Source organism: Paenibacillus sp. JT31N17 (assembly GCF_056269255.1).
In genome coordinates this window covers 135,072-158,310 of the sequence record NZ_JBWDNP010000008.1, presented here as the reverse complement: position 1 = coordinate 158,310, position 23,239 = coordinate 135,072, and the positions used below count along the sequence as shown (strand labels likewise).

Genomic DNA, 23,239 nt, shown 5'->3' with positions numbered 1-23,239 from the left:
CCCTCCATGTTTTCCTTGTTTTATGGTCTTTCCTGCACGCTGGCCCCTTGCCCGCGCTTGCGGAATTCGCTTGGCAGAGCGCCGACTTTCTTGCGGAACACCTTGCTGAAATATTTCTCGTCGGGATACCCGCATTTCTCGGAAATCCGGTAAATCGGCTCGTTCGTCTGGCTGAGCAGCGACTTGGCATAGTCGACTCGCGCATCCCTTATATACTCGTTGAAGGTTTTCCCCGTAATGTTCTTGAAGCATTCGCTGAAATAGCTGCGGCTGATGTGAACCTCCTCCGCTACCTCCGTCAGCTTCAGATCCAGGCTGATATTGCGGTTGATATAATCGACAGCCTTGATCACACTAGCCATCATGTCATCGGAATAATGGGTTTCCACGAAGGAGCTGCGGATATCCTTGCGCATCTTCTCCAGCCACAGCAGCCAATCCGCCCAGCATCGCAGCTCCGCCCTGTCAAATACAGATGTCAGATCGAGGGGCACGTATCTCTCCCACTGCACCAATATCCAATAGAACATGCTCTCCAGCTTGTCGGCCGAAGGACGGATCTTCTCCAGCTCCGATACAAGCGCGAGATAGCGCTCCTCATCGTACACCAGTTCAAGCGACGACCATTCCTCGCGCAGCTGGTACAGCACCTTCTCGGAAATCTGCCGGTCCTCTCTTTCAATAGAGTCCAGATCCACATCATAAACGCTGCGGCCCGGCTCATATTCATAGAAAAAATCATGCGAAGCATAATCGACCAGAAGCTTGCAGATCTGCTTCCGGTTATGGTCCCGGATCCCAACCGTGCGAATCACCGCCCACTTGCCCGACAGTTCCTCACACTCCCTGATTCTCCCGACGATCTCATCCTCGCGCGCCGGAGAGAGCTCCGGCAGCAGCCACACATCCCGGTTGATCTCTCTTACGCCCTGCTGCTCCGTCGGCAGCAGCTCATCGAGAAAATCCGGCCTTTCCGACGAGAGTGCGGCGAGCAGCAGCACCCTCTCCGCGCTTTCGCCGACTGTGCCGCCGACTGTGCGGACGACGACTGACGGAGCTTCAGGCAGTTTCTGCTCACGGGTCCGCCGGAGAATCCGGGTGAGAATGTCGCGCATATTGTCCTTCTCCAGCTCCACCTTGGCGATATAATCGATGGCCCCGAGCCGGAGAGCCTCCTGAACATGCTCGAACTCCTGATAAAAGGTCAGCATCACGATCCAGATGCCGGGATAATGCTCCCGGACCTCCCGAAGCAGGTCAAGCCCCGACATGGACGGCATGGCGATGTCGGTGATCATCAGATCAACGGGATGGCTTTCCAGAAATTGAAGCGCTTTCTTTCCGTTCTCCGCTTCGCCTACAACCTGAAACCCGAATTCGCTCCATGGCATGAGGGAAACAATTCCCTTGCGCACCAGATGGTCGTCATCCACGATCAGCACGTTCATTGTCATCCCGCTCCTTTGCATTCATGGGAATCCGAATAAGGATTGTCGTTCCCTGCTCTGCTGCGCTCTGAATTCCGAATTCGGCCCTGTCGCCGAATTGAAATTCAATCATCCGCCGCACATAATTGACGCCGATGCCCATTCCCGTCTTGTGGTTAGAGCCATTCGCCGAATCCGGGGCATGATCCTGCTCCAGCAGCCGGCGGACCGCCTCCTCATCCATGCCGATGCCGTTATCAATAACCCGGATGCCGATCCTCTCTTCTTCTTCCTCGGCAATGATCACGCGGATAATCCCGTCATCCGCCATCCCGCCGTGGTACAGCGCATTTTCCACAAGAGGCTGAAGAATGAAGCGCGGAATCAGCGTATCCTCAATCGCCGGATCCGTATCGATCCGCACGTCGAACTGAAAATTATAACGGATCTGCTGCAGGGCCACATAATGCCGGAGCGCGCCGATTTCGTCGGCAATCGTAGCCGTCTTGCCCTTTCCGAGATTGTAGTAAAGCAGCTTGTTCAGCGTCGACACAAGACGGTCGATCTCGTCATGACCCTGCAGCCGGGCCAGCCAGCGGATCGTATCCAGCGTATTATGGGTAAAATGCGGATTGATCTGATGCATCAGCTTCTCCACCTCCAGCGCCGCTTTGCGTTCCTCCTTCTCCTTCACCTCATGCAGCAGCTCCCTTATCCGGATACGCATATCCTGAAAGCGCAGGAGCAGAAAATCGAACTCCTTCACATCCGTGAATGTAACGGCGGACTTGAAATTGCTCTTGGATATCAGCATAATTTCCCGGTTGAGACTTCGCAGCGGACGATAGACCGTCCGCCAGACAGCCCAGGCAAACAGCAGGCTGAGCCCGATCGATGAAACGCCAAGCACGAAGAACCTCAGCAGCCACCCGTTAATCTCCCGGTCGTACTCCTTCTTCGGGATAACGCTTACAATCATCCAGCCCTGCTGGCTTGCGGCCTGGAACAGGTAGGCGTCCTGCTGCCCGCTGTTGGCGGCGTAGCTGCTGCCGGCCTGGAACGACGCGGAGCTGCTGTAGGCGATGCGGCCGCTGTGATCCACGATCAGCAAACTCGCCCCGTTCTTGGGATCGCCCCCGTCGAAAATATCCTCCACTTCGGTCTCGATATAAATGTAAATCGGTTCGCCTTCCATCAGCACACTGCGGGCGACTGAAACGACCATTCTTCTGTTCTGATAGTTTTGTGAATCATAAGGCCCGTAATAGGTGAAGCCCCTGTCCGCACTGTAATCCTCAAACATGGGAAGACTATGGATATCCAGATTGGATGCCGGGCAATAATTGGAGAACAGGATTTTTTTGGGGCCGGGCATATAATAACAGACCATGCTGAGATTCGGGTTGGAAAAGCTGATCAGATTGATTTCATTAATGACTTCGTCCCGCATCAGTTTTTTTTCATACAGGTCGGAGGTCGTCAGGTAAACCGACAAATTCTGGCCGACGCTGCCATCGAGCGAGAGCTGCTGGGACACATATTGGAGATGATGAAGCGAGGTTTCGAGCGATTGCTTCTTCTGGCTTAAAGTGCTCCGGACCCCGTCTTCAATTTTATGGTCCAGTATGGAATAGATCGTGTAGTAGGAAATCGCGCCGATAAGGGCAAGCGGAATCAGCGTGCTGGACAGCAGCACGGCAATCAGCTTTCTTTTGAGTGAACGAGGACCTTTCAGCATCTGTAGAAGCGATTTCACATGTGTGTCCCCTTCCTGCCGGGTAGTAGAGACATTTTCCGTTCGAGCCTCAGCGGGAAATCATAAAGCACGAAAGGAGGCTGACCCGAAAAGCGCAGATGCGCTTAGGTCAAGCCTCCCGCTGGCAGCTGTGTCAGGTGACGGATTTGCCTCTGGACGATGTATAGAGAGCATACCATTCCTCGCGTGTCATAAGCCCGGCCTGCCTCGCGGCATCCCGGCAGTTCAGAATGCGCTCCGGATTGGCCGACCCGATCACCGGCTGGATCAGCGCCGGATGGCGCATCAGCCAGCCCAGAACAATCGACTCGCCCGTCGTTTCTTTGCGCCGGGCCATCTCGGCAACCAGCTCGCGGGTACGGACAACCTCTTCCGGAGCATGATCCATGCTGCGTCCTGTATAGATGCCTTTCGCAAGCGAAGACCATGCCTGAATTTGGATGTTCTCCAGCATGCAGTGCTCCAGGAGCCCTTCCGGAAAAACAACATGGACGGACTCGCGCTGATTGACCAGTACGCCCCGGTCGACCCAGCTTGAATCCAGCAGGCTCATCTCCAGCTGGTTGGCCACCAGCGGATCGGGCAGCTGGGCCTGCAGAAGCTTGATCTGTCCCGCGTTCATATTGGAAACGCCAAAGTGTCTGACTTTGCCTGCCTGCTTGAGCGTCTGAAACGCTTCGGCGACTTCCTGAGCCTGGAACAGAGGATCAGGACGGTGCAGGAGCAGAATATCCAGATAATCTGTACCCAGCCGCTTCAAGCTGCCGTCAACGGCGCGTAATATATGCTCCCGGGAAAAATCATACCGCTGCGGGGAATGCTCGTCCGCGAACCGGGTGCCGCATTTGGACTGAATCACAATGGATTCGCGCAGGCCCGGCCTCTTCCCGAGAACGCTTCCAAAAACAGCCTCGGCCTTGCCTCCCGAATAGATATCGGCGTGGTCAAACATCGTAATGCCGGCCTCAAGCGCAGCATCGACCGCACGCTCCGCCTTCAACAGGTCCGCATCGGTAAGGGGATCACGGTTGTTGCTTCCCCCAAGGCCAGTCGTGCCGTAAACGATTCTGCTGCTGGTGATATTCCGCTGCTGCAATGGAAAAACGTTCATAGGATACCTCCAAGTTAGACCGAATTGTTTTTATTATAACCCCTTTGACAATCCCGCGTGATACACTTTTGTCTTCTGTTTGCTCTTGAAACTGCTTTTTTATCATAGTAAATATTCCCATATCGGACGAATATCCCCTAATTAGAAGACGTTATTCCACCCTGAAGGACAAATGTGGAATGCAGGACATAATAAGGAGGGCCCGCCATCTCCGTGTCAAAGCCCGGAGCGATCCAGGCATCGGTCCCGTTATCCAGTTCCAGATAATACATCAGGGAATAAGCCGAATCCGTATAGGACGATGGTATCACGGCGCGATACAGGTCGCCGTCCCTCTCCATCTCCGCTACCGCGAACCGTTCGGCCTGATTGACATGGCGGTAATGCAGGTAAATCCGCAGCTCCTGCGGGGCCGATGGAGCAGTTGCCGCAATTTGGACCGGCATTCCCGGACTGTAGGACTCAGGCTGAATATGCTCATACGACGGGGACGGTCCCCGCAGCGGTCTTGCATATTCCCCCATTCCCGTCTCATCCGGTCCCTCGGCTCCGGCACCGGCCGGCCACTGCCTGTATATCCGGTGCATCTCTTCCAGGTCCTCCGTTATCGCCGGGAGGCGGTCAGCCCAATGCCCACGCATATAAGGCTTATGGCCAAACGCGATATCGCTGCGGTAAACGCCATCCGCTGCCGCTATAATCTGCTCCCATGCTTCCTTCGCCAGATGGTACTCCTTCAAGGCATAATACAAAAACCGCACATCGTTGGATCGCTCGAACAAGGCATAAGCGGTTCCCGCCTGGAATTTCCGTGCGAAGAAACGGCCCAGGCCCGCCAGAATCCGCACATCCACCGCCAATCGTCGGAAGGACGCATTCTGAGGCTTGTCCGCCAAGGTTTCGGCTTCCATCAAGCTGCTCATGGCTCCTCCCGCCCATTCGTCAAGACGGAAGCTTACCTCCTGGGGAGTTGCCTTGCCGCTGCGGGTTCCGCTTATTACAGCGTCCGCAAAGGCATTGATGGAATAAAACATTTCGGGATCAAGGGGGCTTGCTGCTCCGAACGTCTTCGGCTCCGGCAGGTCGTAGTCGTATTGGGACGGCTTGGTCTTGATGATCGCCAGATTCGTATACATCTCCGGCCAATAATCCACATTCGCGGAGGATGGATGATGCGCGACGGTAATCAAAGGAAGAATCCGGCTGGCAAAGGCCAGCGCCTTCTCGGCAGCCCCTGCGGATGACCCGTATTCATGGCGCAAATATCTTCTCCATACGTCAGGATCCGTATCCGGATTATACAGCAGCCTTCCCCACAGCCGGTAGGTGTAACCGTACTTGATCCAGTCTTTGCCTTCCAGACGGAGCGGCTCATCGGCATACAGCTCCCTGCCGCCCGGGATGCCCGATGTCTTGCGGCCCTTGAAGGACAGCGGCTCGAACAGCTCCAGGCCGGCAGCCCCGCCGAACGACGCCGCCCGGCTGCTTCCCGCCGCCATGACGGGATCGCCCCACAGCAGAACGCGCTGCGTCCCCGGCCATACCCGGTACAGGATATCGTAATTGCGGCTGCGCGTCAGAAAATCCGCATATCCATAGCGGGTTACCTTGCGGGATCCCGCAGTAACAGCCGCATACTGGGAGCCCTTGAAATTAGCCTCCGGCATTTCCCTCTCCCGGTTATGCGCGGGATGATAGGGCAGTCCCATATGCTCCGCCCAGAACTTGGGCGAGACCGTTACCTGCCTCCCTGTACTCTCCCGCACCATTTCTATCATGGACGCCTCCACCCCTTTGGAATGGATATCGACGCTGACAGGCCGGTCGATGGCGGCAATCCCGGACAACGCCGCTCTCCAGAATTCCTGAGCCGGCTCCGGAATGCCGCTTTCGTAATGAACCCGCAGGGTCAGGCCGGCAATAGAGGTGCAGGACTGCAGCAGCAGGGTGAGCGCATCCCGGCAGTAAGCGGCGTGATTGTCCTTCGTCAGTCCCGTGATCCGGTAATGGGGATGGGGACTGTCCGGCAAATCGTAGGCGTTGGTCCAGATGCCGACATGAAAATCGAGACCGCGGCGGCTTACCTGCTCCCCGATATAGCGGAGCATGTCCAGGTTGCGGGCCGCTTCTCCACCGGGCAATCCCTCAACCCTGACGTCGTATCCGGGGACGTCCAGCAGAAAGGGATAAGCAAAATACATATAATTGTCCCGGATATCCGGATCATGACCGTAGTCATAGCCCATCCCGAGGGCAAGATTGAAACGGTTGAAGCGATGCCGGGCGATTTCGTTCAAATATTCATTCCAGAAAGCCTTATCGTAATACCAGGGCTTGTCCTCCTCCTCGCTGACAAACATCCTGCTGAGGCTCCTGACTTTGTTCGCCGGCTTCTCTTCCGTTCGCTTCCAATCATGCAGCTCCGCCATAGGATCGGAAGCGTATTGAATCCGGTCTGCAAGCTCCAGCAGCGCATAGATGAAGCCTCTGTCACCGGATGAATAGATCACAATTGTTGTGCGGGCCGGTTCCGTCTGCCGATCGATGATGAACGCTTCCGCTGCAGCGGGAACATTTCCGGCTTCTCCGACGGCATCACTGGCTTTTACAAGTCTGATAGCTGCTTCCGCACCGGATGAATTCGCGTCGCTTTGCGGAATGAGCGTTATGGAACGTCCCTTCAAGGCTGCAGACAGCTGTTCGACTGCCCACCCGATGGGCGTCCCGCTGCCCCCCTGCTCCATGTCCTCCCTAATCAGAACCACCTTCTTAAGATCAGCCGTTCTCTGATCTGCTTCCATGATCTGCAGCCTCCTTATCCAATCTGTTGAGCAAGCTGGCCTTGGGCTGGCCGGTCCGTCCGCCCGCTTCTGCTTGCCCTGATTTCTGCCGCTTTGCGGTCTACCAGTCCCGGACCGATCCGTCAAGCGCATTCAGCTTGGGAACAACGCCGAGCCGCTTCGCAGGACGGGCCTCCGCCGCTTCCTCCGAGAAGGTCACGCCAAGTCCCGGACCATCCAGCGGAAAAGCATACCCGTTCTCCACGACCGGATAGGGCGAGGCTACAGTCGTATCCAAATCCCCGGCGCTGCTGGCCGATGCGGGAAGCTCCAGCAGCGCCACATTGGAGAATGCCAGCGATACATGCATGCTGGCCGCCGTTCCAATCGGGCCCCAGTTGTTATGCGGCACCAGGTTGACATAATACATCTCGGCAATCGCTGCGATTTTGCGCATTTCGGTAATGCCTCCGCACCAGCAAATATCCGGACGCAAATAATCGACAAGACCGCCTTCGATCAATTCGCGGTAATCCCATTTATTGTGTCCCCGTTCCCCGGTAGCCAGCGGGATGCTGGTATACGGTCTGAGCCGGCGGTAAGCCTGCGGATTCTCGTGGCGGATGGGATCCTCAATGTACAGCGGGCGGAATTTCTCCACATTCTTCGCCAGCATCACCGCATAATCGGGATCATAACGGCCATGGCATTCGATAATCAGATCCACCTCGTCGCCTACTGCCGCACGGATAGCCTCTGTATATTCAATCTGCTGCATGACGGCGCGTTTATGATCATGCAAATTGAGATCGTCCCAATCGTGGAAAGCGCGGTAACGGATCGCCGTAACGCCCCGGTCTGCCAGCAGCTTGGCCTTGCGGGCAATTTCTTCAGCCGATTTGCCGGCAACCGGTCCGTATACCCTCACCTTGTCGCGGGCTAACCCGCCCAGCAGCTGATATATGGGAACGCCAAGCGCTTTTCCTTTAATATCCCACAGGGCAATATCAATGGCAGCAATCGCAGAGCCCGTTACAGGCCCGCCCCGGGCAAACAGGCGGCGAAAGCATGACTGCCACAAATGCTCGATCCGCTGCGGATCCTCTCCGATGAGATAGGGCTTCAATTCTTCGATCATGCCGATAACCGCCCTCGGCGTGAAGTTCGTGCCTTCTCCATAACCGGTAATGCCTTCGTCCGTCTCCACCTTGACAAACACGCCGTCGCTGGACAGATAGCTTGTTACCTCTGTAATCTTCATCTGCTTCATCTCACCCTTCTACTGTTCAATATGCAAAGATGTCCTCCACTTATGTGCAATTCCGGGCAATCCCTTACAAGTGTACCTCAGAGGTAAGCGATTCCATGGGTAAATAAGTCTGCTGTAACGTATGGCAATCATCCAGTGACATGCCCTGATCAATAATGCTGACACAGCACAAATAGATCTCTGAAAGATTCAGAGATCTACTTCATGCCATCCATAGTTATATGGATTTTTAAAACCAATTGGTTATATTAATTACCATTTTTTATGCTTTTTAACGGGCTTGCAGTATTTTTTAATGATTTTAGGGTCATAGCGCACCTTGTATACCCAGATTACTTTTTGCGTTTTACAAAAGGGTTTAGGATCGTAACAACAATGTTTTGATTTCTTGAGTCTTGACATCTTTTATCCTCTCCTTAAGTTAGTATCAGTTGCATAAACAATATATGGATTTATCTATGAACCGTAACGGCTAACGTCATGACGGGACAATAACATGGCAGTTGTCACAGTCCGCGGCTGATTTTCGGTGGGAACAAACAAAAAAGACCTCTGATCACCTCAGGGGTCTGCAAGGTATTTCTTTTAAATTGTCTTTTCATAGAAAAAAGGCTGCACCGGCAGCCTTTTCCCAAGGAGAAGCATCACACAAAAAACCAGGCGCTAGCCGCTTGTTGGAATAAACCGTTTGATCCAGCTGCCGAAGCCGGCCGCATTGCGGCTTTGGATGAGTACAACGCCCTCGCCCCGAAAACGGCAGACAATGGCTTCCCCGCTCGTAAAGCTGGAGAACCAGCCCTTGGAGGCCTTCTCGATCTTGTACTCCATATAATCCGGCCAAGCGACCAGATGTCCGTTATCGATGATCATTTCCTCGCCGGGAGCGAGGTTAATGGCATGAATGGCCCCAAAGGAGGACAGGAAAACCGTACCTCTTCCGCTGATCTCAATGATGAAGAAGCCTTCGCCGGACAGGAAGCCGCGCGCCAGATTTTGCATTTTGGTGTTGACTTCAATGCCGGATGTACCGGCGAGAAAACCGTCCTTTTGGACCAACAGCTTATATGTACCGTCCAGCTCGATCGATTGAATATCCCCCATGGAGGAAGGAGCCAGCAGCGCCTCTGCCCGCCCGCGTGCTGCGACGAGTTCCTGGAAGAAGAATTTCTCCCCGCTGAGCATCCGCCCGAGTCCCCTCATAATTCCACCGTCGACGGTTCCCTTCAAGTCAATCGTTGGCGACATGGAAACCATTGCGCCCATCTCCGCCTTCACACTTTCTCCCTGCTCCATCTCCACCTGAAGAAGCGCGAATGCGCCTTCATATAAAACTCTATGCTTCATGATCTCTACCTCCAAGTCTGGATACAACCACCATGCTGCCAGTATTGCCCGTTCAAAAGTCAGCGATTCGAGTGTCAAATGATCTTGGCTGCCCGTGACCTCGCGGGATATTACCGCAACCGCTGGATGCAGGCTTGCCGCAGCCCGGTTGTCAGTAACTGAACATCTGCTGCTGTTATTATTATAGATGAGTTCAATCCCATTAACAGTATATCAAGCTAAAATTCTTGTAAAATCCTTGCGTAAGAAAAAAGAAGAATGCCCCGATAACGCCCAGGTTGCATTCTTCCTCATTCGTTCAAATTCTTCTTACCGGCATGCCTGTTATGCTTCCGCCAAGTCAAACACCATCAAATCCCTGCCCATGGTAATCGGGCCGCTGTAGATCTCTTTCATTCCCGCCATATAGGCTTCTTCCGCCGCCGCGTCGGGCGTTGGAGCCGGGATATGATGCGTCAGCACGAGATGCTTGGCTCCCGCCTGACGGGCGATCTCCGCCGCTTCCAGCGTTGTCGTATGGTATTTGGCCGGATTGGACAGCGCCCGGGCCTGCTCCGGATAGGTCACGATCAGCGCATCAAGCCATTCCTTGTTGTAGGCTTCATGGACGAGCAGGTCAACGCCATCACTGTATTTGACCATATTGGGCACCGGAATCGTATCTCCGGAGATGACGACCGACTTCCCGTTGTACTCGAATTTGTAGGCCACGGCAGGATAAACGGGTCGATGGTCCACTTCAAAAGCGGTAATGCGGATGCCATTTCTGTCATAGATAATGCCCTCATTGCATTCAATATACTGAATTTGCGAGCCGGCTTCGTCCGACAGATTGTAGCTGACACGCAGCTTGACGTCAAATTCGAAGGACTCGCGCATATTGCCGATAATTTCACGGGTCGTGTCCGGACCATACACCTGCATCGGCGCCGAGCGCCCCCGGAATACCCGCTCCGGAGTCACATGCGTTCTCCAGCTGGTAATGAACACATCGAAGAATCCCCCATTATGATCGTAGTGATGATGGGTGAAAAGCACATCCGACACCCGCTGCGGCATTACGCCCGCCTTGATCATCTGATCGACCGCCGCACCGCCGCAGTCGACCAGGAAAGTCTTATTCCCCGCCAGCACAACTACGCCGGCCTTGGCCCTGCCATAGAAAGCCCGGGGCGATCCTGTCCCGAGCAGAACCACCTTCAGATGCTCGTGATAATCGGGAAGCACATTGAGCTGAGGTTGAATAAAGGTCATGATTTCACTTCCTCCAATATCGACAGATCCAGCAGGCCGCTCAAGTCCGGTTTGCCTTCCACATCCTTGATATAGCCCGCGTCGACGGCAACCTGGGCCATCTGCTCCAGCACATCCAGATCGATGTCCGTCGTCAAGGTCAAATGCAGCAGCGCCGCCTTGATCAGGTTAAGCTCAAGTCCTTTGCCCGATAGCTCCTTTAATTCGTCGCTGACAAGCGAGTAGGCGTCATCGGGGTTCGATTTGATATAGTCGATCGCCTCTATATTGGCCTGGATGGCCTCTTTCACCGTACCGCGGTATTTTTTCAGAAAATCATTGTTAGCGACCAGGATCGTAAGCGGATAGTTCCCGTCATTGGGCGGAATTTTGTCCCAATCGACCAAAATATCCCCGATGCCCTGCTCGACGATTTGCGTGCCCCACGGCTCTGGCAGCAGCGCGGCATCGACTTGATTCTGCTTCATGGCCACAAGCGTATCGGCCGGCGCCATCGTGATCAGCTGCACGCCGGAGGCGTCCTTGGTTACACTGAGTCCATTCTGCTGCAGCAGCAGACGCAAGGAAATTTCATTCGTGCTGCCTGTGGTCGGAATAGCAGCGGTCTTGCCTGCAAGGCCCTTCACGCCGGCAATATTCGCGCCTTTCCGCGTTACCAGCACAGCACCGCCGTTATTGGCGCCGGAGACGATCGTAATATTTTTGCTGCGCACATATTGATTCGTAACCGGGCCCGGTCCGACATAGCCGATATCGATCTGCCCGGTCGCCATCGCCGTCGAGAAATCGGAGCCGTTATCGAAAGCCTGCACCTCGATTTTCACATCGTCGCCAAAAGCCTTTTGAAAATATCCGTTCTTGAGGGCGATAAACGCCGGCGCGTGGGTGACGTTCTTCAGCAGCCCGATCTTGACGGTGGACGGCTTGGCCGCCTCGCCGCCCGAGCCGGCGCTGCCTTCATTATTGGAGCCGCAGGCGCTCAGCAGCCCCGCGAGCACCAGGATAAGCACCATGGACAGCAACCATTGTTTTTTCATTCAAACTTTCCCCTCTCTATTATAAAAAAACAAATGATGAGCACTTAACTTGCTGGTAACACCTGCAAGATTCAAAAGGCCGTTTTACGTATGCGCAGCCCAATCCTTGCAGCGGACTAGGATTTGGCGGAATGAAGGCCGTAGCGCACCATGATCCGGTCCTCAATCCGTTTGAACACGAGATGATCGGAGATCGTTCCGATTACTGCAATGAGCAGAACGACGCACAGCATAATGGACGTATCGCCGATGTTTCGCCCTTCCTCCAGCATCTGCCCAAGCCCTACACCTCGGGCGATCAGCTCGCCGGAGACAAGCGCGCGCCAGGCGAACGCCCAGGCCATCCGCATGCCGGTGATGAGATGGGGAACAGCGGCCGGCACCATGATTTGAAAAAAAAGCTTGACGCCCCGTCCGGTTCCGAACATCTCCGCCGCCTTCAGATACAGGGAGGGAATGTTCCGGAAGCCGCTGCGGCTGGAAATCGCCATCGTCCAGGTCGCGCCGATGGTCGTGATGAATACGACCGAGAAATCATTTAATCCAAACCAGATGATGGCAAAAGGAAGCCAGGCGATGCTTGGAACCGTCTGCAGGGCGACGACCAGAAAGCCGAACGTCTCGTCCACGAACCGGTTGCGGGCAAACAGCACGCCCAGGGATACTCCGATCACGCAGGATAATGCGAAAGCTATAATAATCCGGCGCAGACTGCTGTATACCGCTTCGAGCAGCTGGCCGTTGACCAGTCCGTCATTAAAGGTATGAAAGGTTTGCAACGCGGAAGGAAACCGCCAGCCCCAGCCAAATATTCTATAGGCTGCCTCCCAGATAAGAATCAGAAGAATTAGAAAACCTGCCTTTTTGAAAATCGTAATCATCGCCGTATTCCTCCTTCACCACCTTCTCCAGTTCGTCTGCCAGCGCGTCCAGAATACGGCTTTCAATATGATGGATCACGGAATCTCCCGAATTGCGCGGTCTTGCCGCCTGTACGGCAAATTCTTTCTTGATCTTGCCCGGCCTGGTGGACATGACCAGCACCCGATCGGATAGCAGCACCGCTTCGCGGATATTATGGGTAATGAACAGAACCGTCTTGCGCGTCTTCATCCAGATCGATTCCAGCTCCTGATGGAGCAGCAGCCTCGTCTGTTCGTCCAATGCGGCGAATGGTTCGTCCATCAGCAGGATTTCCGGGTCCATGACGAGTGCCCGGGCAATGGCTACCCGCTGCTTCATGCCTCCCGACAGCTCATGCGGGTAACGGTCGGCAAATTTGCCGAGATGCACCATGCGGATCTGCTCCATGGCCAGATCGTACCGCTCTTGTTTCGAAAGTCCACGCTGCTTCAGCCCGAAGGCTACATTGTCCAGCACCGTCAGCCATGGAAACAAGGCATGCTCCTGAAATACGACAATCCGGTCGGGACCCGGAGCGGTTACCATGCGGCCAATCGCCTCGATCGAGCCGGTCTCCGCTTTTTCCAGCCCCGCCACCAAATTAAGCAGCGTCGTTTTGCCGCAACCCGACGGGCCGACGATCGATACGAATTCGCCTTTCTCCACCATGAACGACACGTTCTCGATCGCGGTAAAAATAGCGGCGTCCCTCTGCTTGAATGTCTTGCCTACACCTTCAACCTTGATCATGGCTTACCTCCAAATCTCGACTAGACACCGGACAGAAACTGTGCGGAATCATGGATGAACACGCTCTTCTTCTCGTAGCTTATCAGTCCCTGCTCCCGCCATTTGTTGAGTGTTTCCGTAACGGTCTGCCGGCTGCACCCGACTATAAAGGATATTTCCTCATGGCTCAGCTGCAGCGCGATCTGAAGCGTGTTGCCTTTGCGTCTGCCCAGCTGCAGCAGAAAATGCGCCAGTCTCCAGGCGGCAGGACGTGAAATCAGCATCTCGACGTACCGCTGCGTTTGCAGCAGCCGCCTTGCGTTCGACAAGGTCAGCGCGTACAGGACATCGGTGCGGCTTTGCAGCAGATTTTTGAATACCGGCGCCGCAATTGTCAGCACCTCGCTGCTTACGATGCATCTGGCATCCCGCTGCCGTTTCTCCCCGATCAATACCTCCGCAGCTCCAAAAACCTCTCCGACATGGCGCAGAAACAAAGTGATGCTTTGCCCTTCCTGCGCCGATTGGGAAATCTTCACAAGCCCGCTGCGGACATAATAAATTTCATCGCTGTTGTCTTCTTCCCGGAAAATATACTCGTTCTTCTTGCAGCTCCGGAGCTGCCCATGCTCCTCAAACAGCTGCGCCAGCAGCGCACTTTCCCGCTGTGCCTCGGCGGATTGAAAGTCTTCCAACCGTATTCACCTCATTTATATGCTATATCCATTTTAATTCATAGTTATCAGATGAGTATTATGTACATTATAATGAATAAAGCCTGTCGAAAACAGTCGCTTAGCCGACAAAATTTTAAATTTCATATCCGGATCTTAAATAAAAGCATTTGAATAACCCATCTTATACGGTTCGGAATCGGGATGCGCAGTATACATAGCCGTAAGAGAAAACCAAAAGAAGCATGCCGCGAGCCGCGCATGCTTCTTCCCCTGTGCCAAGGTTACTCCCAAGCTTCCCTCAGTGCGGCTCGAAACAACTCATCCAGTTGACCGTTCGTCGCCCCCTCCGAAACAGGCGTACTTGACGCCAATCCCTCATAATAAGCGATACGCTCGCGGAGACAAGCGGCGGATCTGCTCCGCAGCCGCTCCGTTCTCCATATAAGCCATTGGCGATTGCAGCCATTCCAGCAGCGGCGGGTTGGATTTGCGGAAAAGATTCAGTGCCTTTTTCATATCCCAACCGTTAATATCCAGCATCCCGCTGATCGGACACTCAATCACATCTCTTCTGTCGAATATGGACAAATAATCATCTATATGACGAACATAGATGAACCTAACATTTCATAATCGCTGTCTTTGGATGCAAATCCCCATGCCCGGCTGCCTGATTCGCATGCATAGAGGATTCTCACGTCTTCTTCCTGCTCGATCAGCCTCAGCTGTTCCATAATTTGTGCCTGGTATCCGGTCATGCCGCATTCCTCCGTCTGGAGGGCATCACCCAATTCGAAGAGGATGAGCAGATCACCGAAGACTTCTTCCAGGGGAAAAGGGAGGAGCTGGAGCACGAGCATAAAACGGCGCACAGCTGGCTCATCGATACGGGAGCGCCCGCAGCCGTCCGGGTACGGTTTTACAATCCCGAAGCATCGCAGCCGAATTTCATCAAGGAACGCGTACGGCTCCAGGGGCAATGGGGCAGCATCACGGATGAGGATGAGCAGTCCTTCATCTATGAGATCCTCGTGAACGGAATAACGGAGATCAAGCCATGGCTGCGCAGCTTCGGCTCCAACTGCGAGGTGCTTGCGCCGAACCGGCTGCGGCGTGAAATGATTGCGGAATGGAAGGAGATAGCGGCCTATTATGAACCTGTTCGAGAAGATCTTTAATTATCAGATTATCTCCCGGCTGGAGGACTCGGGCACCTTCATGGCCACTTCGCATGAGCACTCATGGCTGAAGAGCATGCTCCTGCATCCTTCAGCCAGGGATGCCTTCCGGGAGGAGACATTCGCGAAGCTGCAAGCGATTCTGGAGCCGGATGAAGCGATGGATCTGCAGGAGCATTTTCTGGAGAAGGCCCAGAGCCTGCAGCGGCAGGTCATTCATCCTCTGCTGCGCCCGCTGCGCCGTTATATTTTGCAGAAAAAGGGGATTCGCATCGTTTACAGCCTCAAAGGCGGGCGCGTATGTCCGGAGCAAACGGGGTTTCCGTACAAATTGGAATATTCCATGGTGAAGCGGGAGTGGTATTTGCTCTGGTACCATTTCCGGCACCGTACCTTCATGAGCACCAGGCTGGAAAAAATCACTGCCGCAACCGGCTATGAACTAATGCCCGGACACAAGGAGCATGCCCTTAAGCAGGTGGAGCGCATGCTCGCATTACCCAAAGAAACAGCCGTCGTGGAGGTTGTGCCGACGTTTAACCGGGAGCTCTCCCGTATCCTGTATGCCTTCTCCTGCTTCGAGAAGGACGTGACCTATGACGCGGACAATCAGCTTTATCGGATCTGCTTGAGCTTTGCCCGGGACGAGCGCGAATACATGCTTTCGAAGCTGCGTTTTCTCGGCAAGCGAGTGCGGATCGTTGAGGGGGAGCATATGAAGCGGCGGATGCTGGAAACATCCCGAAAAGCGCTTGAACGCTATGGGGAGATGAGTGAAAAGGATCCTCGTTAGCGGCAGATGATGGCCCTTCTATACCCTAAACTCCATCCAGAACTTATAATGGCCTTCGTGGTGCTCCAGCCATATCCGTCCGCCATGCAGCTCCACGATATGACGGGCGATCGACAGTCCCAGTCCGGAGCCTGCCGGCATGTTCTCGTCACTGCGGGAAGGCTCCATCTTGTAGAACCGTTCGAACAACCGCTCCTCCTGCTCCGGCGTAACCGGTTTGCCGCGATTGGCGATAGACAGAACCGCCCGGTCTCCCAGCTGCAGCAATTCGATCCGGATCTCTCCCGGCCTCTCCGAGAATTTCAGCGCGTTCGTCAGCAGGTTATCGATGGCCCGCACGATTTTCTCCACATCCATCCGCACCCGGACAGGTCCCGGATTTTGTTCTTTGACCACCACAATTCCCTGCTCCCTGGCAACCGGTTCGAACTCGGTGATGATTTGTTCCAGCAGGCTGTTCAGATCCACCTCCTGCAGGGCTAACCGGACGTCGCCGCCGGTCAGCCGGGTATATTCGAACAAATCGTCAATCAGCTTCTTGAGCTGCTGCGTCTTGTTATAGGCATTATCAATAAAACGTTCCTGCTCCTGCTCATTCTGATACTTCCGCGTCTTGAGCAGATCCAGATAGCCTATGATGCTGGTGAGCGGCGTTCTCAAATCATGGGATACGTACGTAATCAGCTCCATCTTGGATTTCTCCAGCTGCCGTTCCCGTTCCATCTGCTGCTGAAGCTGCTCCGCCATCTGATTGATGCTCCGGCCCACAAGCCCCAGCTCATCCTCCCGGGTCGCAGGCACCCTGCAGCTCAAATTCCCGCTTGCGATCAGCTTCAGGCCATCCGTAATGGCCCTGAAGGTCCGCACGATGCGGCGGGTAAACAGAAAAAAGAAGAAAAAAAAGCAGAGAAAAAAAGAGACGGGATTCAGAAAAAGGGCAAGAGTGCCAGCAGATTCCGGCGTAAAAAAATTGGCCAGCAAATTACCGAGCACAGCGAGCAGCAGGCTTAAGACAAATGTCCAGAGCATTTGACCGCGGATACTGTTGCGGCCGCCCAGTATGGCCCAGATTTTATTTATCAATCTTATATCCCACTCCCCAGACGGTCTTGATATACTGCGGCTCCCGCGGCTTCAGCTCGATTTTCTCCCGGAGATTCCGGATGTGGACCATCACCGTGTTTTCCGAGAAGAATCCGGTCTGATCCTTCCAGACCCGCTGATAGATATGATCGACATTAAACACATGCCCGCGGCTCCCCGCCAATAATTCCAGAATGGAGAATTCGATGGGAGTAAGAGATACCGGTGCGCCGCGAACCGTGACGGTGTGTTCATCCTTATTGATGACAAGCTCATCGATGCGGATCTCCCCCTCATCGGCGTCCTGGTTTGCGGAAGAGGAGTAGCCCTGTCTTCTAAGCTGCGCTTTCACGCGGGCCATAAGCTCCAGCGGATTGAAGGGCTTGGTCACATAATCATCCGCTCCGGTCGACAAGCCCATGATTTTATCGAGATATTCCTCTTTGGCCGACAGCATAATGATGGGGATTTGCGATTCCTCGCGGATTTGGAGACAGGCTTTGATCCCGTCCAGATTAGGCATCATAATATCCAGTATGATCAGATGGATCTGCCCGCTCTTCAGAATATCAAGAGCCTGCACCCCGTCTTCCGCTTCCAGCACATGATAGCCTTCATTGCGCAGGTAGATATGAAGAACATCGCGGATTTCCGGATCATCGTCAACGACAAGAATCGTACTCATCGGCCCAGCGTTCCCTTCCTCTCATTGCGCAGGCGGGCAGACCATTTGATAATGCCCAGAACAACGAGCAGTACGATCGGCAGCCACAGCAGTTTCATGCCATAATTATAAATCACATAACCCACCTCCTGCACGTGGTTCCCGACAAGACGGCCGAGGAAAAAATAAATCAGCGTCCACACTAAGCCTGCAGCATACGAAAAAAATGCAAACAGCTTGAAGCTCATCCGATTCAGCCCTGCAAGATAGGGCATAATATGGCGAACAAGGGGAAAGAAATAGCTCACACACAAGGCTGATTTTCCGTATTTGGATATGAGCTTCTCCGCAAATTTCATAGCTTTCCCGATCCGCGCCTTCCGCTCCCATCTGTTCAGAATCGGTCTGCCGTACCTTCGTCCCATCGTATACCCGAACGTTAGCCCCGACAGGACGCCCAGATACGTACACAGAAACGCCGGCAAAGGAAGCAGGCTCCCGCTCACCGTCACCGCTCCGGCTGTCATAACAATGACCTCATTGGGAACCGGAATGCTGATAAGGCCCAGACATAAGACGAAAAACATCGCAGCATAGCCAAAATGCTGAATCAGCCCCAGCATCGTATCCGCGTTCATTCAACCTGCCTCCTCTGAACCGCAGTCCGCGGAAGAAGCCATGTCCCTGCCGCATAATACATCATCTCCGCCAGCAAAATGGCACCGGCCATATCCAGCCACACATGCTGCTTCACAAATACGGTCGAAACGATGATTGACCAGCCCATGACAACAACAAACCATCGTGCCGCTCTGGAAAGATTCGTGCAGCTCGATACGCCTTTGAGCATCAGGTAGCTGGTCAGAACATGAATGCTCGGAAAGCAGTTATACGGACCATCCGAATGATAAATCATATTTACGAGCGAATAGAAAAGCCCATGCTCCGTAATCGTCGGACGGGATATTGTCGTTTGATAAAAATAATACGTCAGATAGCATCCAATCAAGCCGAGGTTCAAGGCCAGCAGCGTCCGGTAATAGACCGTTCTGCTCTTCATGAACAATACGATCAGCATGACCATGATGAAGGGATACCAGATCAGATAGGGGATAATAAAGGCTGGCAGAAAAGGAGTCCGTTCATCCAGTCCCGTCGCCAAGCTGCTGACATGGGCGCCCGCGCGGTTCAATATCTCATAAAATACATTCAACACCGGTATGGACAGCATCCACAGCAGCGGCAGATACCGTTTTGCTCCCGCGATCATCATGGCAGTCTCACCCTTTTTTGCGGCATATATATACGAATGCCGGAGGAATATTAAGCGGAACGAATTTGATCTGCTCAATCTCAAAATGCTCGCTCAGCTGCTTTTTCATCTGCTGTGAATATTGAAAAGCAATAAACAGGCCGCCCGGCCTCAAGGAGGCCACGATTTGACCGACCAGCCTGTCCCGCACCTCCTGGGGGAAGTTGAAGAAGGGCAGACCGCTGAGGATACAGTCGAGCTGCTTGATGTTTTCACTGCGCAAAGCAGCTTCTAGCTCGCGGCAGTCTTCATAGCAGGAGCAGCCTGCGTATTGGGCTTGCAGCTTATGGCGCAGACGCGGGTCCTGCTCGAACAGCATGACCTTCGTATCCTTCCGCCGGGCCTCCTGAATATATTTGGTGATCGCGCCGGTCCCGGCTCCAAGTTCCGCAACATGGTATACCTGATTCCAAGGGACAGCATTTATCATTTGTTTGGCCAGAAATTTAGAGCTTGGGGTCACGCTCCCGATGATTCCGGGCGAGCTTAGAAACCTCGACAGAAACAGAAAGTTATCCTGAATGCGTGTTCTTATATTAACCTGCATGTTATCACCCTCCTTTATCCAACAGTTATTATCCTATCCAAAAATTCTGCGGATAAAGTGGGGGAAATTCTGAATATTTTCTGAAGAAGATGGGGACAAACAAGAACTTGATCCCATAAAACAAAAATAGCCGCGTTTTACGCGACTACCGCATCTTATAAAGAAAAACAAAAACACCTTCAGAATTGAATGGGAATCATACAAATGGTTCCTGTTCAACTTCCAAGAGGTGCTCCTGGTTTAAAGCAGGACTCTTCAATTTAATGCTGCGGCTAATGCATTAACGTACTCATTTCTGGCATGCTGGCTTACTTTCGCATTAGGAACGACACTTTCAAAGCCATGGAAACATCCCGGGTACAACTGGAACTCCACGTCAACTCCCGATTGGGCAAGCCGTGCAACATATTCAATGGTTTCATCACGAAACGGATCTAATTGACCCACACAAGTGTATGTGGGGGGCAAGCCTGCCAAATTATGCGCGCGGGCAGGAGCTGCATATTGGGATATCTCCCCGTTTGCATGTTCTCCTAAATACATGCTCCATGCAGCTGTATTTTTGGATCGATTCCAGGTTGCTCTTTCGTCTGTTATTTCGTAGCTTGAAGGAGTCGTATTACGATCATCGATCATTGGATATAGCGGCATTTGAAAAACGATCGACGGTCCGCCTTTATCACGGGCCATTAAAGCCAAAGCAGCCGTCAAGCCTCCGCCAGCGCTCGCACCGGCAATGGCTATACGGGTCACATCGATATTCAGCTCTTCAGAATTGTCAGACATCCACTTTAATGCCTCGTAACAATCCTCAATCGCCGCCGGATATGGATGCTCCGGTGCCAACCGGTAATCGACCGACACGACGATACAATTAGCGGTTATAGCGAAGGTTTGGCATAAACCGTCATCCATGTTAGGGTGTCCAATAACATAACCCCCTCCATGGATCCATAACAAAGCAGGAAGCGCAGCTTGATTTCGATTCCTCGGCTCATAAATCTTTACCAGCATTTCCTGGCCGGCTGCTCCGGAAATATGGCGGGAAATCGTAATAACATCTTCGGATTCCTGGGCAGGAGGTATAGGGGCTTGTCTTATCATGGCTAAATCCCCAGGCAGATGCATAGGCGGCAATAACGATAAAATCGGTCTTAACTCCGGTACGACTCTGCTAATGAAATCCATACAACTTAAACCTCCTCAAGATCATTCAATCGGCCTGCAATTTAATTGTGAATTATTAATCACAATTAAAAATTATCATGAACCGATAATAGATGTCAACTCAGAGAAAATGATATAGTAAGATATAATAACGCGATACTGGAGGAGAACATGCAAATACTAATTCAGTCCGGGGAACTGGGCCCGACATGGTTTCATGTCGCTCTACGCGCCCTTGTTCTTCTTTCTAGAACGGATAAATTGTTGAAGAGTCAAAATATAGCCAACGAATTAGGTGCGGAGCCAAGCTACGTGCGAAAGATCCTGGCGGCCCTATCGAAAGCTGAAATCGTATCCGCCCATGGAGGTCGCGAAGGCGGTTATGCATTGGCGAAATCACCGCGGGAAATTACAGTTGGCGAAGTCTACCGGGTGCTTGGGAAATCGCAAAGCACGCCTTATTGGTCTGTGCCAAGCACAGGAACTGAACAGTTTATTTCTTTGCTGATTGATAAAGCAGAGCAGCAGTTTCAAAGTACTCTGGATGTTTATTCGATCGAGGAAATTGTCAGACAGGGAGCATTATTTACAACATTCCAGAAATAAACGAATAGATGACGATAAGAAAATGGAAGCCTCTTGGACAGCGGCTTCCATTCTTGAATAGATATAAGGCTTGAACAGGGGACCGCTGTTGGCTCCAACAATCAGAGAATCAGACCATTTTCAGAAACTCTACGATGGTCAGCAATCCTTTATCGAAATTCTCCAGATGGAAATGCTCGTTGGGCGCATGGAGATTCTCATCGGGAAGCCCGAAGCCCATGAGCACGACCGGCACGGACAACTCCCGGGCCAGTGCTTCGACAATCGGAATGGAGCCGCCGTCTTTGGTGAATACGGGACGTACGCCGTATACACGCTCGTAGGCGTCGGCCGCCTTTTGCAGCACGGGAACGGACGGATCGATGGTATACGGATTGCCTTTCTCCCGCTGCACGACAGTTACTCTCGCTCCTGCAGGCGTATGGCTGCGGATGTGGCGTTCGATTTTGTCCAGAATATCCTGGGGATCCTGCTTGCCTACCAGGCGGCAGGTGATTTTCGCGTGAGCCTCGCAAGGAATGACCGTCTTCGTGCCTTCACCCTGGAAGCCGCCGTACATGCCGTTGATCTCCAGCGTGGGCCGCGCTCCGGTCCTCTCAACGTAGGAGTAACCTTCCTCGCCGTATAGCGCATCAAGATCGAGGGTGATCTTTTGCTGCTCATCGTCGAACTCTTTCCTAGCAAGCTCGGCTCTCATTTCCGGCGTAAGGTCAGGCACATCGTCATAAAATCCATCGACTGCAATGCGTCCCTTATCGTCATGAAGCGAAGCGAGCAAGGAAACCAGGGCATGGAGCGCATTGGGAACGCCGCCTCCGAAGGTTCCGGAGTGCAGGTCGGTCTTGGCTGTTCGTACGGACACATCAAGCGAGCAGAGACCGCGAAGGCCCGTGCTGATCGCCGGCTTGCCCGGAGCAAGCAGCTCGGTATCGGAGATGAGCACCACATCCGCCGCAAGCTTGTCCTTGTATGTATGGATGAAAGGATGGAGATTGATGCTCGTTACTTCCTCTTCGCCTTCAATAATCAGCTTGATATTGACCGGGAGCGGCTCTTCCGACTGGATCAAGGCTTCGATGGCCTTAATATGCAGGAACAGCTGGCCTTTGTCGTCCGTCGCTCCTCTAGCATACAGCTTGTTGTCCCGGATGTCGGGCTCGAAGGGAGGCGTCTCCCATAAATGCAGAGGGTCCACCGGCTGCACATCGTAGTGTCCATAGACGAGAACCGTAGGCCTTCCGGGAGCATGCAGATGATCCGCATAAAGGATCGGATGCCCTTTTGTTTGATGAATCTCGACGTTGTCCAGACCTGCCCTCTTCAGGGTGTCCGACAGCCAGCTGGCCGCCCTGTTCACATCTTCCTTATGCTCGGACAGCGCCGAAATACTGGGAATGGAGATCCATTCCTTGAGCTCGTTCAGATGCTGTTCTCTCCGCTGCTCGAAATAAGCTTTATAATCCATGGGTAGGCCTCCTTATATAACCAAATCCCGTTCTCCCCCGCTTGAGTATCCTTGCAGGATACGGCGGTGATCCGGGCTGGTCCATCTTTTGCCATTATAACCCGAGTTGGAAAAAAACCAAAAAGACTTTGTATCC

Annotated in this window: 20 protein-coding genes and 2 pseudogenes; 3 read left to right on the top strand and 19 right to left on the bottom strand. The window is 53.3% G+C overall.

Annotated elements, in window-relative coordinates; translation table 11 throughout:
- Positions 1–20: 20 nt before the first annotated feature.
- The 12 genes and pseudogenes from AC0YOB_RS23750 to AC0YOB_RS23695 all read right to left on the bottom strand — a co-directional run.
- The gene (locus AC0YOB_RS23750) at positions 21–1,448 is read right to left on the bottom strand and encodes a response regulator (protein ID WP_475794864.1); all 1,428 of its coding nucleotides are present in this window, start codon (positions 1,446–1,448) and stop codon (positions 21–23) included.
- Positions 1,426–3,183 (bottom strand): cache domain-containing sensor histidine kinase, encoded by a 1,758-nt coding sequence (locus AC0YOB_RS23745; RefSeq protein ID WP_475794863.1) that lies wholly within the window; start codon positions 3,181–3,183, stop codon positions 1,426–1,428. The genes AC0YOB_RS23750 and AC0YOB_RS23745 overlap by 23 nt, the downstream gene beginning before the upstream one ends.
- Before the next feature lie 133 nt (positions 3,184–3,316).
- Complete coding sequence (locus AC0YOB_RS23740; protein ID WP_475794862.1) at positions 3,317–4,294, bottom strand: aldo/keto reductase; 978 nt, start codon at positions 4,292–4,294, stop codon at positions 3,317–3,319.
- 137 nt (positions 4,295–4,431) lie between these two features.
- On the bottom strand, positions 4,432–7,095 hold the full coding sequence (locus AC0YOB_RS23735; RefSeq protein WP_475794861.1) for a hypothetical protein: 2,664 nt from the start codon (positions 7,093–7,095) through the stop codon (positions 4,432–4,434).
- 100 nt (positions 7,096–7,195) lie between these two features.
- Entirely contained in the window at positions 7,196–8,344 is a 1,149-nt protein-coding gene (gene dgoD, locus AC0YOB_RS23730) for a galactonate dehydratase (RefSeq protein ID WP_475794860.1), read from the bottom strand.
- A gap of 663 nt (positions 8,345–9,007) precedes the next feature.
- A complete protein-coding gene (locus AC0YOB_RS23725; RefSeq protein WP_210046277.1) occupies positions 9,008–9,688 on the bottom strand; it encodes a TIGR00266 family protein in 681 nt (226 codons plus the stop codon).
- A 324-nt stretch (positions 9,689–10,012) separates the two neighbouring features.
- Entirely contained in the window at positions 10,013–10,942 is a 930-nt protein-coding gene (locus AC0YOB_RS23720; RefSeq protein WP_475794859.1) for an MBL fold metallo-hydrolase, read from the bottom strand.
- Positions 10,939–11,979, bottom strand: coding sequence for an ABC transporter substrate-binding protein (locus AC0YOB_RS23715; RefSeq protein WP_475794858.1), 1,041 nt, complete (start codon positions 11,977–11,979; stop codon positions 10,939–10,941). The genes AC0YOB_RS23720 and AC0YOB_RS23715 overlap by 4 nt, the downstream gene beginning before the upstream one ends.
- 116 nt (positions 11,980–12,095) lie before the next feature.
- Positions 12,096–12,860, bottom strand: a complete 765-nt coding sequence (locus tag AC0YOB_RS23710; protein ID WP_475794857.1) for an ABC transporter permease — start codon at positions 12,858–12,860, stop codon at positions 12,096–12,098.
- Positions 12,793–13,632 carry an ABC transporter ATP-binding protein gene (locus tag AC0YOB_RS23705; protein ID WP_475794856.1) on the bottom strand — a complete coding sequence of 280 codons (840 nt, stop codon included), beginning with the start codon at positions 13,630–13,632 and terminating at the stop codon, positions 12,793–12,795. Before AC0YOB_RS23705 ends, AC0YOB_RS23710 begins: the two co-directional genes overlap by 68 nt.
- A 20-nt stretch (positions 13,633–13,652) precedes the next feature.
- Entirely contained in the window at positions 13,653–14,306 is a 654-nt protein-coding gene (locus AC0YOB_RS23700; RefSeq protein WP_475794855.1) for a Crp/Fnr family transcriptional regulator, read from the bottom strand.
- Positions 14,307–14,675: 369 nt separating this feature from the next.
- Positions 14,676–15,046, bottom strand: a pseudogene (locus AC0YOB_RS23695) (DNA polymerase beta superfamily protein); the annotation flags it as partial.
- Between the two features lie 12 nt (positions 15,047–15,058).
- Here AC0YOB_RS23695 and AC0YOB_RS23690 point away from each other — a divergent pair.
- Together AC0YOB_RS23690 and AC0YOB_RS23685 are read left to right on the top strand one after the other, a co-directional pair.
- Positions 15,059–15,466 (top strand): annotated as a pseudogene (locus AC0YOB_RS23690) (WYL domain-containing protein); the annotation flags it as partial.
- Entirely contained in the window at positions 15,441–16,259 is an 819-nt protein-coding gene (locus tag AC0YOB_RS23685) for a WYL domain-containing protein (RefSeq protein WP_475794854.1), read from the top strand. The pseudogene AC0YOB_RS23690 and the gene AC0YOB_RS23685, both read left to right, overlap by 26 nt.
- An 18-nt stretch (positions 16,260–16,277) precedes the next feature.
- Here the strand turns inward: AC0YOB_RS23685 and AC0YOB_RS23680 are convergent, their stop codons facing one another.
- The 6 genes from AC0YOB_RS23680 to AC0YOB_RS23655 form a co-directional block, all read right to left on the bottom strand.
- Positions 16,278–17,342 carry a HAMP domain-containing sensor histidine kinase gene (locus tag AC0YOB_RS23680; protein WP_475794853.1) on the bottom strand — a complete coding sequence of 355 codons (1,065 nt, stop codon included), beginning with the start codon at positions 17,340–17,342 and terminating at the stop codon, positions 16,278–16,280.
- Positions 17,332–18,027, bottom strand: coding sequence for a response regulator transcription factor (locus AC0YOB_RS23675; RefSeq protein WP_475794852.1), 696 nt, complete (start codon positions 18,025–18,027; stop codon positions 17,332–17,334). Before AC0YOB_RS23675 ends, AC0YOB_RS23680 begins: the two co-directional genes overlap by 11 nt.
- Entirely contained in the window at positions 18,024–18,644 is a 621-nt protein-coding gene (locus AC0YOB_RS23670) for a DedA family protein (protein ID WP_475787931.1), read from the bottom strand. The genes AC0YOB_RS23675 and AC0YOB_RS23670 overlap by 4 nt, the downstream gene beginning before the upstream one ends.
- The gene (locus tag AC0YOB_RS23665; protein ID WP_475794851.1) at positions 18,641–19,279 is read right to left on the bottom strand and encodes a phosphatase PAP2 family protein; all 639 of its coding nucleotides are present in this window, start codon (positions 19,277–19,279) and stop codon (positions 18,641–18,643) included. Before AC0YOB_RS23665 ends, AC0YOB_RS23670 begins: the two co-directional genes overlap by 4 nt.
- 7 nt (positions 19,280–19,286) lie before the next feature.
- On the bottom strand, positions 19,287–19,865 hold the full coding sequence (locus AC0YOB_RS23660; protein ID WP_475794850.1) for a class I SAM-dependent methyltransferase: 579 nt from the start codon (positions 19,863–19,865) through the stop codon (positions 19,287–19,289).
- A 255-nt stretch (positions 19,866–20,120) separates the two neighbouring features.
- Entirely contained in the window at positions 20,121–21,053 is a 933-nt protein-coding gene (locus tag AC0YOB_RS23655; RefSeq protein WP_475794849.1) for an alpha/beta hydrolase, read from the bottom strand.
- A 150-nt stretch (positions 21,054–21,203) separates the two neighbouring features.
- On the opposite strand from AC0YOB_RS23655, the gene AC0YOB_RS23650 reads away from it, so the two are divergent.
- Complete coding sequence (locus AC0YOB_RS23650) at positions 21,204–21,638, top strand: RrF2 family transcriptional regulator (protein WP_475794848.1); 435 nt, start codon at positions 21,204–21,206, stop codon at positions 21,636–21,638.
- Between the two features lie 109 nt (positions 21,639–21,747).
- On the opposite strand, the gene AC0YOB_RS23645 is transcribed toward AC0YOB_RS23650, so the two are convergent.
- Positions 21,748–23,103 (bottom strand): dipeptidase, encoded by a 1,356-nt coding sequence (locus AC0YOB_RS23645; RefSeq protein ID WP_475794847.1) that lies wholly within the window; start codon positions 23,101–23,103, stop codon positions 21,748–21,750.
- Positions 23,104–23,239: the final 136 nt, after the last annotated feature.

Bases quoted from the DNA above. Each gene is read 5' to 3' on its own strand.
- AC0YOB_RS23750 (WP_475794864.1), bottom strand. From the start codon at position 1,448: ATGAACGTGCTGATCGTGGATGACGACCATCTGGTGCGCAAGGGAATT.
- AC0YOB_RS23740 (WP_475794862.1), bottom strand. From the start codon at position 4,294: ATGAACGTTTTTCCATTGCAGCAGCGGAATATCACCAGCAGCAGAATC.
- AC0YOB_RS23735 (WP_475794861.1), bottom strand. From the start codon at position 7,095: ATGGAAGCAGATCAGAGAACGGCTGATCTTAAGAAGGTGGTTCTGATT.
- dgoD (WP_475794860.1), bottom strand. From the start codon at position 8,344: ATGAAGCAGATGAAGATTACAGAGGTAACAAGCTATCTGTCCAGCGAC.
- AC0YOB_RS23725 (WP_210046277.1), bottom strand. From the start codon at position 9,688: ATGAAGCATAGAGTTTTATATGAAGGCGCATTCGCGCTTCTTCAGGTG.
- AC0YOB_RS23720 (WP_475794859.1), bottom strand. From the start codon at position 10,942: ATGACCTTTATTCAACCTCAGCTCAATGTGCTTCCCGATTATCACGAG.
- AC0YOB_RS23715 (WP_475794858.1), bottom strand. From the start codon at position 11,979: ATGAAAAAACAATGGTTGCTGTCCATGGTGCTTATCCTGGTGCTCGCG.
- AC0YOB_RS23710 (WP_475794857.1), bottom strand. From the start codon at position 12,860: ATGATTACGATTTTCAAAAAGGCAGGTTTTCTAATTCTTCTGATTCTT.
- AC0YOB_RS23705 (WP_475794856.1), bottom strand. From the start codon at position 13,632: ATGATCAAGGTTGAAGGTGTAGGCAAGACATTCAAGCAGAGGGACGCC.
- AC0YOB_RS23685 (WP_475794854.1), top strand. From the start codon at position 15,441: ATGAACCTGTTCGAGAAGATCTTTAATTATCAGATTATCTCCCGGCTG.
- AC0YOB_RS23675 (WP_475794852.1), bottom strand. From the start codon at position 18,027: ATGAGTACGATTCTTGTCGTTGACGATGATCCGGAAATCCGCGATGTT.
- AC0YOB_RS23670 (WP_475787931.1), bottom strand. From the start codon at position 18,644: ATGAACGCGGATACGATGCTGGGGCTGATTCAGCATTTTGGCTATGCT.
- AC0YOB_RS23665 (WP_475794851.1), bottom strand. From the start codon at position 19,279: ATGATGATCGCGGGAGCAAAACGGTATCTGCCGCTGCTGTGGATGCTG.
- AC0YOB_RS23660 (WP_475794850.1), bottom strand. From the start codon at position 19,865: ATGCAGGTTAATATAAGAACACGCATTCAGGATAACTTTCTGTTTCTG.
- AC0YOB_RS23655 (WP_475794849.1), bottom strand. From the start codon at position 21,053: ATGGATTTCATTAGCAGAGTCGTACCGGAGTTAAGACCGATTTTATCG.
- AC0YOB_RS23650 (WP_475794848.1), top strand. From the start codon at position 21,204: ATGCAAATACTAATTCAGTCCGGGGAACTGGGCCCGACATGGTTTCAT.
- AC0YOB_RS23645 (WP_475794847.1), bottom strand. From the start codon at position 23,103: ATGGATTATAAAGCTTATTTCGAGCAGCGGAGAGAACAGCATCTGAAC.